The organism is Pseudobutyrivibrio xylanivorans (genome assembly GCF_010906925.1).
Lineage (GTDB): Bacteria > Bacillota > Clostridia > Lachnospirales > Lachnospiraceae > Pseudobutyrivibrio.
Genome location: NZ_VTVE01000001.1, coordinates 228,158 through 243,073 on the forward strand (window position 1 = coordinate 228,158; position 14,916 = coordinate 243,073).

Annotated in this window: 17 protein-coding genes; 15 read left to right on the forward strand and 2 right to left on the reverse strand. The window is 40.6% G+C overall.

Annotation, left to right across the window (positions count from 1 at the left end; all coding sequences use genetic code 11):
* The first annotated feature begins 1 nt into the window (after position 1).
* Together F0Q01_RS01110 and F0Q01_RS01115 are read left to right on the forward strand one after the other, a co-directional pair.
* Positions 2-1,576 (forward strand): hypothetical protein, encoded by a 1,575-nt coding sequence (locus F0Q01_RS01110; protein WP_090485308.1) that lies wholly within the window; start codon positions 2-4, stop codon positions 1,574-1,576.
* 65 nt (positions 1,577-1,641) lie between these two features.
* Complete coding sequence (locus F0Q01_RS01115; RefSeq protein WP_090485311.1) at positions 1,642-2,439, forward strand: protein-ADP-ribose hydrolase; 798 nt, start codon at positions 1,642-1,644, stop codon at positions 2,437-2,439.
* A gap of 7 nt (positions 2,440-2,446) precedes the next feature.
* Here the strand turns inward: F0Q01_RS01115 and F0Q01_RS01120 are convergent, their stop codons facing one another.
* Positions 2,447-2,983 carry a TetR/AcrR family transcriptional regulator gene (locus F0Q01_RS01120; RefSeq protein ID WP_090485314.1) on the reverse strand — a complete coding sequence of 179 codons (537 nt, stop codon included), beginning with the start codon at positions 2,981-2,983 and terminating at the stop codon, positions 2,447-2,449.
* 152 nt (positions 2,984-3,135) lie between these two features.
* On the opposite strand from F0Q01_RS01120, the gene F0Q01_RS01125 reads away from it, so the two are divergent.
* A complete protein-coding gene (locus tag F0Q01_RS01125; RefSeq protein ID WP_163927097.1) occupies positions 3,136-4,032 on the forward strand; it encodes a ketopantoate reductase family protein in 897 nt (298 codons plus the stop codon).
* A 79-nt stretch (positions 4,033-4,111) separates the two neighbouring features.
* On the opposite strand, the gene F0Q01_RS01130 is transcribed toward F0Q01_RS01125, so the two are convergent.
* Positions 4,112-4,426, reverse strand: coding sequence for a helix-turn-helix domain-containing protein (locus F0Q01_RS01130; protein ID WP_090485321.1), 315 nt, complete (start codon positions 4,424-4,426; stop codon positions 4,112-4,114).
* 208 nt (positions 4,427-4,634) lie between these two features.
* Here F0Q01_RS01130 and F0Q01_RS01135 point away from each other — a divergent pair, with 208 nt between their 5' ends.
* The 12 genes from F0Q01_RS01135 to F0Q01_RS01190 all read left to right on the forward strand — a co-directional run bounded on the left by F0Q01_RS01135 (position 4,635) and on the right by F0Q01_RS01190 (position 14,878).
* Positions 4,635-4,826, forward strand: a complete 192-nt coding sequence (locus tag F0Q01_RS01135) for a DUF7695 domain-containing protein (RefSeq protein ID WP_090485324.1) — start codon at positions 4,635-4,637, stop codon at positions 4,824-4,826.
* Between the two features lie 55 nt (positions 4,827-4,881).
* Positions 4,882-5,811 carry a RhuM family protein gene (rhuM, locus tag F0Q01_RS01140; protein ID WP_090485327.1) on the forward strand — a complete coding sequence of 310 codons (930 nt, stop codon included), beginning with the start codon at positions 4,882-4,884 and terminating at the stop codon, positions 5,809-5,811.
* Positions 5,812-5,856: 45 nt separating this feature from the next.
* The gene (locus tag F0Q01_RS01145; RefSeq protein WP_090485330.1) at positions 5,857-6,420 is read left to right on the forward strand and encodes an HD domain-containing protein; all 564 of its coding nucleotides are present in this window, start codon (positions 5,857-5,859) and stop codon (positions 6,418-6,420) included.
* Positions 6,421-6,671: 251 nt separating this feature from the next.
* The gene (gene ychF / locus F0Q01_RS01150; protein WP_090485333.1) at positions 6,672-7,772 is read left to right on the forward strand and encodes a redox-regulated ATPase YchF; all 1,101 of its coding nucleotides are present in this window, start codon (positions 6,672-6,674) and stop codon (positions 7,770-7,772) included.
* 77 nt (positions 7,773-7,849) lie between these two features.
* On the forward strand, positions 7,850-8,089 hold the full coding sequence (locus tag F0Q01_RS01155) for a polya polymerase (RefSeq protein ID WP_090152242.1): 240 nt from the start codon (positions 7,850-7,852) through the stop codon (positions 8,087-8,089).
* 89 nt (positions 8,090-8,178) lie between these two features.
* Positions 8,179-9,117, forward strand: a complete 939-nt coding sequence (locus F0Q01_RS01160; protein WP_090485336.1) for an AEC family transporter — start codon at positions 8,179-8,181, stop codon at positions 9,115-9,117.
* 81 nt (positions 9,118-9,198) lie between these two features.
* The gene (pepT, locus tag F0Q01_RS01165; protein ID WP_090485339.1) at positions 9,199-10,416 is read left to right on the forward strand and encodes a peptidase T; all 1,218 of its coding nucleotides are present in this window, start codon (positions 9,199-9,201) and stop codon (positions 10,414-10,416) included.
* A gap of 173 nt (positions 10,417-10,589) precedes the next feature.
* A complete protein-coding gene (locus F0Q01_RS01170; protein WP_090152234.1) occupies positions 10,590-11,456 on the forward strand; it encodes a YitT family protein in 867 nt (288 codons plus the stop codon).
* Between the two features lie 22 nt (positions 11,457-11,478).
* A complete protein-coding gene (gene udk, locus F0Q01_RS01175) occupies positions 11,479-12,105 on the forward strand; it encodes a uridine kinase (protein ID WP_090152232.1) in 627 nt (208 codons plus the stop codon).
* Between the two features lie 65 nt (positions 12,106-12,170).
* The gene (locus F0Q01_RS01180; protein WP_143096630.1) at positions 12,171-13,400 is read left to right on the forward strand and encodes an acyltransferase; all 1,230 of its coding nucleotides are present in this window, start codon (positions 12,171-12,173) and stop codon (positions 13,398-13,400) included.
* A gap of 37 nt (positions 13,401-13,437) precedes the next feature.
* Positions 13,438-13,782, forward strand: a complete 345-nt coding sequence (locus tag F0Q01_RS01185; protein ID WP_090485345.1) for a hydrogenase maturation nickel metallochaperone HypA — start codon at positions 13,438-13,440, stop codon at positions 13,780-13,782.
* A 28-nt stretch (positions 13,783-13,810) separates the two neighbouring features.
* Complete coding sequence (locus tag F0Q01_RS01190; RefSeq protein ID WP_090485348.1) at positions 13,811-14,878, forward strand: acyltransferase family protein; 1,068 nt, start codon at positions 13,811-13,813, stop codon at positions 14,876-14,878.
* The last annotated feature ends 38 nt before the right edge of the window (positions 14,879-14,916 follow it).

Sequence of the window (14,916 nt, forward strand, 5' to 3'; positions counted from 1 at the left end):
TATGAAAAATAGATTAACAGCGATTTTTTTAATAGGCATAATGCTACTGGCAGGATGTGGTAAGAAAGAGGCAGCGTCTGCTGATATTTCTGAGATCCCAGATGTCAGTAAAGTGGAGGAATCTGAGGAAGAATCAGAGATTGATGCTCAGGACCTCTATGAAAGATTTCTTAATAACGAGGTGCCTGTTACAATTGGCAAACATGTGCAGCAGGGCGAATATTATTCATTTGAGAATTATGAGGGTGAGGAGTACACCCTAGAAGAGCTTGTTAATTGTATCATTGCTGATTATATAGGGGATGATGACTCTGTTGAGATATGGCTTGATAAAATAGAATATGCCTACATTGATTGTGGGGCTGACGGCGAGCCTGAATTAGCGCTTCATATTGACACTCCAATGTCAGCTGAGGGATGGATTGAGTATATTATTATCAAGGAATTTGATGGAAAGCTTAAGACCGTATATTCGGATGTGGCCTGGAGTAGGAGCTACATCCATATTAATGAATATGGCTATATTTACGGTGATGGTTCTGGAGGAGCTGCTAGTCATTCTTTCAATAAAAGTTTCGTGGATGGCGACGGGAAGTGGCATTTCATATATTCAGATTCTACTGAGCTTGCGTGGATATCTGAGGAGGATAGAGTACTTTACGGGAATGGAGGCGCCTATGAATTGTCAGAGGATGAAGTCGCTAAGTATAGTGGTGAGTACATTCTGATTGATTTTCATTTTAACACGCCAAATTCAGGTGAATATTATGAGGGCGATACTGTTCGTTCTTATGGCAAGTTCGCTAAAGAAGATGAATTCTTAGATTGGGAGCATGGATACAGAGGTTATTGTTACTGCGAGCTAGATGGTGATGAGTCTATATATGACGAGGATAGTCCACTTAGAAAATATTATGGTGGAGAGTACTTCTATACTCTGTCAGAGGTGGAAGAAATGATAGCTGACAGAGAGGCCGAAGTTGGGCTTACCGAGACAATTAAAAATGGGGCTGAGGCTGAGTGGAAGGAATTGGAGATTAATTTCGAGCCATATATAGCTAGTTATAATAGTGACAATTTCTTGGAGATAATGGAGTATTTTCCTATAGATTTTAGTTTATCTAGGGTTGAGGGAGGAACTGAAACTGCGTTTTCCGTAGACAAAAACGGTAGCTTTGAAGGGGATTATCATGAAAGTGATTATGAGAATGAAATAACAACTATCAATGAGTTTATTGGAAGATTCACTTATGCAAAAAAGATTGATGAGTATTCATATTCATTGACTATGTCTGATATAGATTTGAAATATACTCCAGATACAGAAGGATATGAGACATTATCCAACGGGTACGAGGCTTATCGAATATACATAACCCCATACGGATTAGAGGATAGTAGTGCGGTGCATTATATTTTATATATTCCAGGCACTCCGGTGTCGGCCCTTGACGATAGGATTCTGGAAAATATGAATGAGTATGATGTTGAGGAGCTTAAGATGCAGGATGTGCTGGAGAAGTATATTTTGTTTAACACTGAGGCTGAGGAGCATTGTGTTTGGATTGGTCATTGATGACCCAGGGGGACGGGGTTATATAGATGAAATACTTGCTGGATTGAAATAGGTGGAGGTTTATTATGAACCAAACTGAAAGAAGAATGTGGCTCATAAAAGAGCTTATGGCAGAGGATGATTATTATCGCAATTACGATATTCCAGAGGCTGCAAAAGACCAGAAGGATTTTCTTAGGGCTCTAATGAATGTGAGAGAGCCAAAAACTATAAGTGAAGAATTCTTACGGATTCAGGATGAGTATTTAAAGGAAGAAAATGCAAGCAGTGGGTTGGTATCTATAGATGAGTTAAAGCCAGTAGAATCAAGAATCAACATCTATGTCTGGCAGGGGGATATAACCAGACTAAAGGTTGATGCTATCGTAAATGCGGCTAATTCAGGAATGTGTGGATGCTTTCAGCCCCTTCATAATTGCATCGACAACATTATCCACTCAAAATCAGGAATTCAGCTTCGCCTAAAATGTGCTGACATTATGCGTCGTCAGGGTCATCAGGAACCTACAGGCCATGCAAAAATTACCCCTGCATACAATCTTCCATGCGAGTATGTTATCCATACAGTAGGTCCTATAGTTCAGGGACCTTTAACAAAAGAGCATGAGGAATTATTAGCTTCTTGTTACAAATCTTGTCTTGATTTAGCGGCTGAAAACGGTTTGAAATCAATCGCATTTTGCTGCATATCAACTGGCGTATTTATGTTTCCAAATCAGAGAGCGGCAGAGATTGCTGTTGATACAGTAAGTAATTGGCTGGACGCAACGAGAAGTGATATGAAGATTGTCTTTAATGTATTTAAGGATGTTGACCTTGAGATATATGAGAAGCTTCTTGATGGACCAGGGGGACGGGGTTAGTGGTCCATTATAGGTATGGAGTAGACAGCTCCAGCATGATATCTGTAGCCTCTTTAGAGCTGCAGGCTGGGTAGTTCCTAATCCACCAGTCGATGACGCCTAAGAGCCCGGACACTAGGAAACGAATGAGCATCTCCTGAGAAGGGCCCTGTTTTTTTGACATATGTGTAATAGCCACAGCCACCTGTTGTTCTACGGTGGCTGTTAGTTTTTTGTTGAAGGTATTGTTGCGGTCATTAGCTAGTAGCAGTTGGTAAGTCTCTAGATGGTTGCCTAGATAGTCAAACAGGCGCTGGAAAGCCTCCCGCTGAAGGCGGATTTCTTCATTCTCGCCGCATTGACTGATGAGCTCATCTACATAGCTGTCGATGCAGTAGTCCATGAGGGCATATTTGTCTGCAAAGTGCAGGTATACAGTGCCGCGGTTGATGTCCGCCTTGTCAGCAATATCTTGGATTGTGATTTTTTCAAAGCTTTTTTTCTTTAACAGTTCAAAAAATGCAGCTACAATCTGCTTTCTTGTTTTTGCAACTCTTCGATCCATAATTCCCTACTTTCTGAACAAATACATCTGATATGTTGAGTACTCAACATATGCGCGAATACTAATCATTGAAGTAAATAACTTCATCCTATATGATGACGATAACATACAGTTGTTCATTAATCAACATTTGTTCAGTAAAGGAGTTTCATATGAGAATATTGATATTAGGAAGAGGTGTTATCGGAGCCCAGTACGGCTGGGCTTTGGAGCAGGCCGGAGCCCAGGTTGATTTTTTAGTGAGAAAGGGCGGCAGCCGCAATTATGCAGATACTTTAGAGCTGCACTCATACGATGGGCGTAAAAAGAGGTCGGTGGATGAGGTGTGGCCAATTAATTTGCGCTATGACATACCTACTGAGGAAGTCTATGATCTTGTTATCGTCAGTGTAAATCCAGAGCAGATCGCTGGGGCGATAGAAACAATTGCGCCTGTGGCAGGAGACGCCACAGTGCTTCTCATGGGCAATACCATGGGAAATCCTTTATCTAGGCTTAAGAACCTTTCAGGATTGTCTGCGGAGCAGTTTGTTATAGGATTTCCTGGAGCAGGGGGCGGAATTACCGACAATGTGCTTCATGGAATTTTACATGGAATAATCCAGCTGGGGGTAAGCGAAAAGAAGCTAAATAAAAGAGAACAGGCAGTGAAAAATCTATTTGAGTCAGCAGGATTTAAGGTGTCATTGCACAGGGATATTGATGGATGGCTTGTGAATCACTACGTCCTCAATGCCGCTATGGAGATGGAAGTATTAAAAAGAGGCAGCTTTGAAAAGGTGGTTCAATCTGAGGATGGACTGACATCTATGATGGAAAATGTCAAAAAGATGATTCCCTATTTGAAGGCCAAGGGAGTGCGCCCAGATATGGCTATTGTGATGATGAGCATTCTTCCGGCAAGGCTGTTAGCGGGCCTCATGCGAAAGACCATCTACAAGCCGGGAAGCCCAGCGTACGATGCAGTCGCATACAATCAGTACCAGGTAGGCTATGCTGTTCGGGAAATCCAGGCGGATGCCAAGAGACTGGGCATGAATATTTTATAGAGGAAAGGCCCTAGGGGACGGGGTTAGTGGACCATTATGGATTATAAAGGACAGTTATTTCAAGAGAGATAGCTGTCCTTTATTTTTGCCATATTTTAATTGTAGCCAAGAGCTTTTCTTTTTGTTCATCATCAAGAGTTTTTATTGCATCCCAAAGGGCGTTGTCGATAGCAGACTTCTGATATTCTGGCTCAAGTTTTCCAACAAGCTCATCCAGAGTTATTCCCATAAGTTTAGAATAGTAAATAAGGAGTTTAAGGGACATGGCAGTACGCCCGTTTTCAACATTGCTGATATAGCCTGGTGTTACATCAAGTTCGGTTGCCACTTGGTTTTGTGTCATCCCTAGATTAATGCGATAGTTTTTTATTTGCTCTCCGTAATTATCATTCATCAATTCAACCTCATTTATTAATAATATAGTTAATTATACTATTGGTATTGACTATAAAGAAGTATTTGATTAGTATATTATATATTCTAGAAGTATATAGATGATATAAGTAGAGGATAAGTGATGAGCGGAGTTAATCATTGGATTGATACCGCGAATGTAAGCGATATCGACAAGGGCGTATTGATTTTTTTGGGAGATAAGAAGAATGAGAATTGTTAAAAATTGCATAAAATGCCTTAAATGTGGTGAGGTTATTGAATCAGTAACAAGACATGATTTTAAAGGCTGTTCTTGTGGGGCAGTATATGTAGATGGAGGAAAGGATTATCTGAGACGATGCGGTTATCCAGAAGATTACGAGGATTTAAGTGTAGTAAAGAAAGATAATTCGAAGTAGAGTTTCTAGATGTAAAACGATAGAATAAAAGATAGATATAAGAGGAGCCGATGCTATGAAAACTGAAATTGTTTTATTTACAGATGGTGAAAAGAATATTGAAGTTCAAGTAAGTCCAGATAAGGAAACAGTGTGGCTTACACAGAAACAAATGGAAGAATTATTTGATGTAAGGCAAGCTACTATAAGTGAGCATATTAATAATATTCTTTCTGAAGGAGAACTTGATGATACTTCTATCGGAATTTCCGATAAAAGTTCTGGAGGTAGAAAACCGAAGATTTATAATTTGGACATGATACTATCTGTTGGATATAGAGTTAATTCGCAAAAAGGTATTGCTTTTAGGCGATGGGCAAACAATGTCCTTAAGCAATATATCATGAAGGGCTATGCAATCAATGAAAAGAGACTTGCAGCTTTAAAAAAGACAGTTGAGATTCAATCAAAGATTATTGCAAATACGTTGGAAATTGAAGAGGCAGAAGTTCTTCGAGCAGTTAGTCTTTATACTGATGCGCTAGTTCTTTTAGATCAGTATGACCATCAGTCGCTGAGCAAACCAAAAGGAAATAAGCCTGTTTATCGAATCACATATAAAGATTGTAGAAATATGATTAATCATATGGAAGATAGTTTTAGTTCAGATGTATTTGGCGTTGAAAAAGAGGCAGGAAAAGTAGAGGGGATTCTTGCAGCAGTATATCAAGATGTATTTGGCGGTGAGGTATATCCATCATTAGAAGAAAAGGCTGCAAATCTTTTGTACTTTATGATAAAGGATCACCCATTTGCGGACGGTTGTAAGAGAATAGCAGCATCTCTTTTTTTAGAGTTCTTAGATAAAAACGATGCATTAATAAGAGATGGGCAGAAAGTCATTAGTGATGGAGCATTGGTTGCTATTACACTTATGATTGCAGAATCAAACCCAGAAGAAAAAGATATCATGACAACATTGGTTATGAATTTATTAAAGATGTAGGTAAAGCGCAACTTTTAGTGCAGGCTCAACGAATGGGAGGATACTATGGACGCGAGAGAGTACTTGGAAATATTGCATGTTGCGGAAAGACTAAAAGATACACCAAGGCATTGCACGACAACAAAACGTAGGACAGAAAGTGTAGCTGAACATAGCTGGCGAATTTCGCTTATGGCCTTTTTACTAAGACATGAATTCAAAGATTTAGACATAAATAAGGTAGTTGATATGTGCCTTATACATGATCTTGGCGAGTGCTTTACAGGCGATATTCCGACATTTATAAAGACGGATTCAGATAGAGAAGTTGAAGATTCATTATTAAATCAATGGGTAAAAACTCTGCCTACTGAATTATCTGAAGATATGGCAGCACTTTATAAAGAAATGGATGCGCAAGAAACTAAGGAAGCCAAGCTTTATAAATCACTAGATAAACTAGAAGCCTTGATTCAGCATAATGAATCGCCACTTGATACTTGGTCTGAAAATGAGTTTGAACTCAACAAGACCTACGCATTCGATACAGTAGCGTTTTCCTCTTGGCTTACAGAATTGCGAGAGGTAATTTTAGAAGACACTATGAAAAAGATAGAATCGGAGAGTTAAACAACTTCAAGTTTGTCGATCTAATTGAATATTGAACATAAGGACTAGGGGACGGGGTTAGTGGTCCATTAATGTGTGTCCAGGATTCTAGGTGCTTATCACTGGGTAAGCCCAGACTCGTACTAGCCTATTTTTATGCAGGGTAGAGAAATAAATAGAAATGTGGTAATATACAGAAGGCTATGACCAAAAGTGTCATAAATATTGAAAAACAAAGTAAATCATTACTTTTTAGAAGGAGATAAATTACCATGAAATTGGGAATCGTCGGGCTTCCTAACGTTGGAAAGTCAACACTTTTTAATTCACTTACAAAGGCTGGCGCACTTGCTGCCAACTATCCATTTGCTACAATCGACCCTAATGTGGGCGTGGTTTCAGTTCCAGACAAGCGTCTTGATGAGCTTACTAAGATGTACAACTCTAAGAAGACAGTTCCAGCTACAATCGAGTTCGTTGATATCGCTGGTCTTGTTAAGGGTGCATCAAAGGGTGAGGGACTTGGTAACCAGTTCCTTGCAAACATCCGTGAGGTAGATGCAATCGTTCACGTTGTACGTTGCTTCGAGGATGCTAATGTTGTTCACGTTGATGGAAGCATTGATTCACTTAGAGATATTGAGACAATCAACTTAGAGCTTCTTTTCTCTGATATGGAGGTTATGGAGCGTCGTTACTCTAAGACAGAGCGCTCAGCTCGTATGGATAAGACTCTTCAGAAGGAAGCAGCTATGCAGAAGAGACTTCTTGATCACATGGAAGCTGGCAACATGGCTAAGACTTTCGAGCTTAAAGATGAGGACGAAGAGGGCTACTTCAAGGAGTACAATCTCCTTACTGCAAAGCCAGTTATCTACGCTGCTAATGTAGAGGACGAGGATCTTGCAGATGACGGTGCTAACAATAAAAACGTACAGGCAGTTCGCGAGTACGCTGCTAAGGAAGGCTCAGAGGTATTCGTTATCTCAGCTCAGATTGAGCAGGAGATTTCAGAGCTTGAGTCTGAGGAAGAAAAGCAGGAGTTCCTTGAGGCTATGGGACTTGAGGAGTCAGGTCTTGATAAGCTTATCACTGCTTCATACAGACTTCTTGGTCTTATTTCTTATCTTACATCTGGTGAGGATGAGACACGTGCTTGGACAATCAAGAAGGGAACAAAGGCTCCACAGGCTGCTGGTAAGATCCACACAGACTTCGAGCGTGGCTTCATCAAGGCTGAGGTTGTAAGCTACGATGACCTTATGGCAAACGGTTCTATGACAGCTGCCAAGGAAAAGGGTCTTGTTCGTATGGAAGGCAAGGAATATGTTGTAGCTGACGGTGATGTAATCACATTTAGATTCAACGTATAAAATATAGACATCCACTTATAGTTGTACTATTATTAGGATAACTAAAGACTATAGTTGAGACTCTAAAGGAGGAAATTATGAAGATTACTAACATTAAAGACACAGAAGCATTTTTTAAAGTTATTGATAGCTGCGAAGGCAAGGTTGAATTAGTTACAGGCGAGGGCGACAGATTAAATCTTAAGTCAAAGCTTTCACAGTTCGTATCACTTTCAAGTATTTTTAAGGCTGACGATACAATCATTCCTGAGCTTGAGCTTATCGCTTACGAGCCAGAGGATTCAAAGAGACTTCTCGAGTTCATGATTAGCCAGTAATAATATTTAAAGACAATGGGGTTCTTGGTGGGTTACTACTAAGGACCCTTTACTAATGTGCAAAATTTTTACGACTGAGGAGTATAGATATGCTAGACAATTTGATTTTTTGCTTGAACGCTACGGTACCTATTTTTCTTTTGATGGTGCTGGGATACTTATTTAAGGTTTTAAAGATTTTTAATGAGAGTCTTACAAAAGGTATTAATGCTTTCGTCTTTAAAATTGCACTACCGGTTCTTGTTTATAAGGAGCTTGCCACATCTGAGGTGGAGGCACTTTGGGATGGTGGATTCATCATCTTTTGCTTTGTGGCCACAATGGCATCCATTCTCATTGGTTGGGCAGTATCATTTATTTTCAAGGACAAGCTGGTCAGAACAGAGTTTATTCAGGGAACATATCGAAGCAGTGCAGCCCTCTTAGGAGTAGGCATTGCCACTAATCTATACGGCAGCGCAGGTATGACACCACTTATGATTATTGGCGCCGTTCCACTTTACAATGTGGCTGCTGTCATCCTTTTGACTACAGGTACCAATGAAGGGAAAATCACTCCAGCCCTTATGAAGAAGACATTTATCGGAGTGCTTACAAATCCTATTATTATCGGTATTACACTAGGATTGCTGCGCTCGTTGATTCCTGCTTCAATTATACTTCCTAAGACACTTAATTATGTCAGTGACTTGGCTACACCACTAGGACTTATGGCCCTTGGAGCTAGTTTCAAATTTGATGAGGCTATAAAAAAGGTGGCACCAACACTACTTGCTACATTTTTCAAGCTCATCGTATTCTGCGGGCTTTGGATTCCAGTTGCAATAGGAATGGGATATACCCACGACAGATTGGTAGCCATTCTTATTATGACAGGTTCACCTACAACAGTTAGTTCCTTTGTAATGGCCAAATCAATGGGATATGATGGCACGGTATCAGCTGGCACGGTCATGCTCACCACTATTTTGTCGGCATTTACTTTGACCCTATGGCTTTACATTCTTAGAACTCTTGGGTTAATATAAGATTTAATAAATCATTTAAATGCAGCTTTTATCGGCTGCATTTTAAATTGAGAGTAGTAGATATGAGGAGAGTATAAAAGTATGCGAGCATACGAAAGATTGTTGAACTATGTAAAAATATACACTACAAGTGACGAGGAGAGCACCACTGTGCCTTCTACAGCCCGTCAGTTTGACTTGGCTAAGATCCTTGTAGAGGAACTTCAGTCACTTGGTGTGACTGATGCCAGAGTAGATGACAAGTGCTATGTCTACGGCACTATTCCAGCTACAGCTGGCTACGAGGACAAAAAGTCCCTCGGTTTCATTGCCCACATGGATACTGCACCTGATTTTACAGGCGAGAATGTTAATCCTATCGTGGAGGAGAACTACGACGGTGAGGATGTGGTGCTTGGCACATCAGGTCGCGTGATTTCAGTGGCTGATTTTCCACATCTTAAGTCCCTTAAGGGTCGCACCCTCATCCACACAGATGGCACTACACTTCTTGGCGCTGATGACAAATCAGGTATTGCCGAGATTATGACATTTGTGGAGGAGCTTTTAAATAGCAATGAGCCACACGGCAAGATTTGCATTGGCTTTACTCCAGATGAGGAGATTGGTGCTGGCGCAGATCATTTTGATGTTAAGACATTTGGCGCTGACTTCGCATATACGGTAGACGGCGGCGAGGAAAATGCAGTTGAGTACGAGAACTTCAATGCAGCAGGTGCCACTGTTAAGTTCAACGGTGTCAACATTCACCCTGGTGATGCCAAGGATATCATGGTAAATGCAGCCCTAGTTGCAATGGAATTCAATGCCATGCTTCCACCTACTGAGGTGCCTAGCAAGACTAGTGGATATGAGGGATTCTTCCATTTGACAGATATGTCAGGCGAGGTCTCTACTGCAAAGCTTTCTTATATTATTCGTGACCATGACGAGAAAAAGTTTGCAGATAAAAAGAAGGTGATGGAGCACGCAGCCAACATCATCAATCAGAAATATGGCGAGGGCACTTGCGTACTTGAGATAAAGGACCAGTACCAGAACATGCTTGAGAAAATCAAGCCACACATGTTTCTTATCGATTATGCATTTAAGGCACTTGAGGATGCTGGGGAGAATCCAAAGGCTGTTGCAATCCGAGGCGGCACAGACGGTGCCAGACTTTCATTTATGGGACTTCCTTGTCCAAACCTTGGCACAGGCGGCTACAACTTCCACGGCCCAATGGAACACATTACTGCGGAGGGCATGGACACTGTAGTTAAGGTACTTCACGGCATCGCCCGCCAATTCGTCGAATAACGTGGCAACATTATATGACACATATTCAGCCAATAGATTTAATGATAAAGCTGTAGATAACAAGCTATTAGAATTGTGAAGATGACATGTAGTCATCGGAACAATTACTAATGCTTGTTAGCGTAAGAGCTTTATCTCATAAAATAATAAGGATAGTTAATAGGGGTAATATAATGTCTTCAGAGAAGAGAAAAGAGATATTAATAGATGTTATCATGGATGCTCTGTCAGGCTTGTGCATAGGTATTGCTCTTTATAATTTTGCTGCCGATGCAAAATTTCCACTGACAGGTTTTACCGGTATCGCCATGATTTTTTACCAGTATTTCAGATGGAATATTGGTATGCTTACTTTGGTTATGAACATACCGCTGATATTTATTTGCTACAAGGTGCTTGGTAAAAAGTTTTTGCTTAAGAGCCTTAAGACTATGGCCATTGGCACTGTGTTCATGGATTTTGTGGCGCCTTACATTCCAAAGGCAAATATAGCCAATCCGCTTTTGAATGCCATGATAGTCGGTGTGTTTACAGGCTTGGGCTACGCCCTTGTTTACATGCGCAATTCATCCACTGGCGGCGCTGATTTCATCATGATGCTTATCAAGGCCAAGCATCCACATATGACACTTGGAAGAATCTTTTTCATCGTGGATGTGGTGATTATTGTGATTGATACCATCGCTTACGCTCATTCATTTGAGGCCCTCTGCTATGGTTTTGTCATCAGCTACATCGGTTCAATCGTAGTTGATAAGGTAATGATTTCTGCCGACTCTGGTATGATGTGTATGATTGTCACCAACAAGGCCGAGGCAATCGCCGATGCCATCGACAAGGCGGTGGAGAGAGGTACCACCATTTTTACCGCAAAGGGTGGCTACAAGGGCGACGAGAGACAGGTGCTTATGTGTGCTTGCTCAGACAAGCAGATGTACCAGGTAAATCGTGTTGCAAAAAAGATAGATGTTGACGCATTTATTGTTATAATGGAATCAAAGGCAGTGTATGGCGAGGGGTTCAAACGATTCAAAGGATAGAAAGATATAGACGAGGTATTTTATGTCAGAGAAGATATGCGTTCTTGGTGTTGCAGGCGGATCTGCTTCAGGCAAGACTACAATCATCAACAAATTACAGGATTATTTTGGGGAGGACATTGCGGTAATCAGCCACGATGCTTACTACAAGGCTCATCCAGATATGACTCTTGAAGAGCGAAGCCATTTGAACTACGACCATCCAGATTCATTTGAGTCTGACAGAATGGCAGAGGATGTTAGAAAGCTCATTAAGGGCTACGCAATTGATATGCCAGTTTATGATTATGTGGTTCACAATCGTTCAGAGGAGACAGTTCGCATCGAGCCTAAGACTGTGATTGTCATGGAGGGCATTCTTATTCTTGAGAACAAGGAGCTCCGTGATCTTATGGATATTAAAATATTCGTAGATACGGATGCAGATGAGAGACTTATGCGTCGAATCAAGAGAGACATGATTGAAAGAGGACGTAGCATTGAGTCAATCATCGACCAGTATTCACAGACTGTTAAGCCTATGCATGAGGAGTTTGTTGAGCCATCGAAAAAATACGCTGACATTATCATTCCTCGCGGTGGTGAGAATGCGGCAGGTCTCGACATGCTCATCACATATATGACTAAGAAATTGCATGCAGAACTATAATAGAATATGATAATTTATAAGAGGCACCTGATGTGCCTCTTAATTTAAAAATAACTGGAGAGATTATGGCATCAATTAAAAAGATTAAATTACATATTGTTTTGTTCTGGGCGGCGGTGCTTGCTGCTGGCATTTGGACTCTTGATTATTCCACCGGGTCCATTAATAGTGTTGTGGTAGCGATAGCTGCAGTTGGCTTCATAGTTTCAATAGTTAAGTCATATAAAAATGATGGATTCATTGGAGATAGTTTTGCTTTAAAGACCACTGCAGGACGAGTTCCTGTTTATGATTACATACGATTTGTAGCTGTTATTTTGGTAATCGTTGTCCATGTCATCGGCGTGGATTTGGACATAGCGGTTGATATGGCAGGCACACCAATTTTTGCCGGACTGGATTTTACCAGATGGTGGGCACTGAATTGCAACGTGCTATTTGTAATGCTTTCGGGAGCACTTTTGCTGCCATACAAGCAGGAGCCTGTCTTATCGTTTTATGGTAAGAGACTTACAAAAATCGTGATACCACTAGTTGTCTATTACATGTGGTACTACACATTTTTCGGTCAGAGAACAGAGGGCACCCTGGATTCTCCACTTGAGATAGTCCTTGGGATTCTCACTGCTGATATTAAGAGCGTTGGAGCATATCACTTCTGGCTTTTATATGTGATTATCGCCATCTATATTGTGGTTCCATTTTTGCGAATGATGTTAAGGGATTTATCATATCAGCACCTTACAGGGCTTGTGGCAGTTACTGTTATCATTTTAACTTACGCAACATACTTGCCACTGAAGACTGGCTTTGATGTCAGCTATCTTGGCTGGTGTGGTGTTGCAATAGCAGGCTACTGGTGCTCAAAAGATGACAGTAGAAAATACGACAACTGGCTTATAATACTTGGCATTGTTGCAAGTGTTGCCATGTGGCTAGTATTTAAATATGACATTTATTACAGCAACACACTTTGGAATTTATCACCATATAGAGTGGTAGTAGGACTTGGATTGTTTGCCATTTTCTTTAAGTTTAAAAACGGTTTAAGAGATTTTTGTGTAATTCGACTTGTTAGTAAATACGGATTTTCAATAATGCTGATTCACTACTGGATTATTGGAAATGTTTTAAGAAAAATCTGCGGCATCGGCTCTGTAATGTACAAGGGATTTGGAGCTGTCATTTCAGTTGTTGTAACTTTGGTGCTTTCATTTATAGCAGCATATTTAATCGACAATCTGATTGTCTCAGTTTTTTCATCTTTGATTGATAGAATAAAAAAGATAAAATAAACAAAGGGAGTATTTATTTTAGAAAGGGTAATTTAAAATGCATGAATTAGGTATTGTATTTCACGTGGCAAAGCAGGTAGAGGCTGTGGCTGCTGAGAACAAGGCAAAGCACATCGACGAGGTAGTGCTTTCAGTAGGAGAGGTTTCAACAGTTATTCCAGACTATCTCATTGACTGTTGGGGATGGAATGCGAAAAAATATCCTCTTTTAGATGGAAGCAAGCTTACTTGCGAGACTATCAAGGCGGTGACATTTTGCGAGGATTGCAAGCAGGAGTACGAGACTGTTGCCCACGGCAAGACATGTCCACACTGCGGCAGTGAAAACACATATCTCGTTACTGGAAATGAAGTAATACTCAAGGAAGTTATTGCGGATTAATTGACTTACTAGTTTAGGAGAATAATAAATGAATCAATCAAAAAGTAATTCCATACAAGGATTGCGATTTTGGGCGATAGGATTAATTGTAGCTTCCCACTGCGGATTTTTATCACAGGGAGGCCTGGGCAATTGCATATTCTTTGCAATGAGCGGCTTTTTTGCATGCCAGCCATTTGCAGATGATGATTATGAATATGGATATTTTAGCCCAGCTAATTTCATAAAATATTATATTAAGCGTATCCTTAGAATCATGCCTGTGGCCTGGCTTGTGATGGCATTTGCAGCATGGGGGCTTCGGTACCTTGATTTCAGGGATTTTACCACAGAAAACAGCTTGCTTTTAAACATGCTTTTCCTTAACAGCAAGGGACACCTGTGGTTCTTGCAGCAGGAAGTATTCTTTTACATCTTGGCCCCATTTATGATTCTTATTATAGGGCTTGTGAAAAAGATTCTTTCAGTTGTTATTAAAAAGGGCGCGCTGAATCTTGTGATTTTCATACTGCTTACAGTATGTGTTTTCCTTTCCTACAAGTATGTGCCAATGACTGGAATTTTGCTTAAGGGCAACGGAGCAGCTACAGTGCCGATGCTTTGGCTTTTCCTTATTGGTATGTCATTTGCCTACTTGTATAAGGTGTTGAGATCCGATATTAGAGCATCAAAGAGCATTGCATCTCTTTTTTCAGTGGTAGGCTCCATGTTTGTAGTTGCATGCCTCATTCTTACCATTGTTACATCGGAGGAGATTCTCTCTGGAATAGATGCTAAATACGCAGGCTTTTATGTTGGATGGGAGCATCAGATAATATGTGCCTACCTGGCAGCAGCTGTGATGGTGACACTGGCACTTCTTCCTAAGAGCAGTCTGGTCAACAGATTCCTTGGCAACAGCGCATTTACAGCACTTGGCAATGCATCCTTTAGCTTGTATTTGATTCATTTCTTCTTGATTGGATATTTTGCTGAGCTTTCTGTATACAGCAGACTTTTGGTGGTGGGAGTGCTTAGTATTGCAATGGCACTTATGCTTTACAATTATGTGGAGAAGCCTATTATGGCGGCTTCCAAGAAATGGTTTAGAAAATAATATATTTTTACAGGAAAAGAACCTCGGGTGGCTGAAGC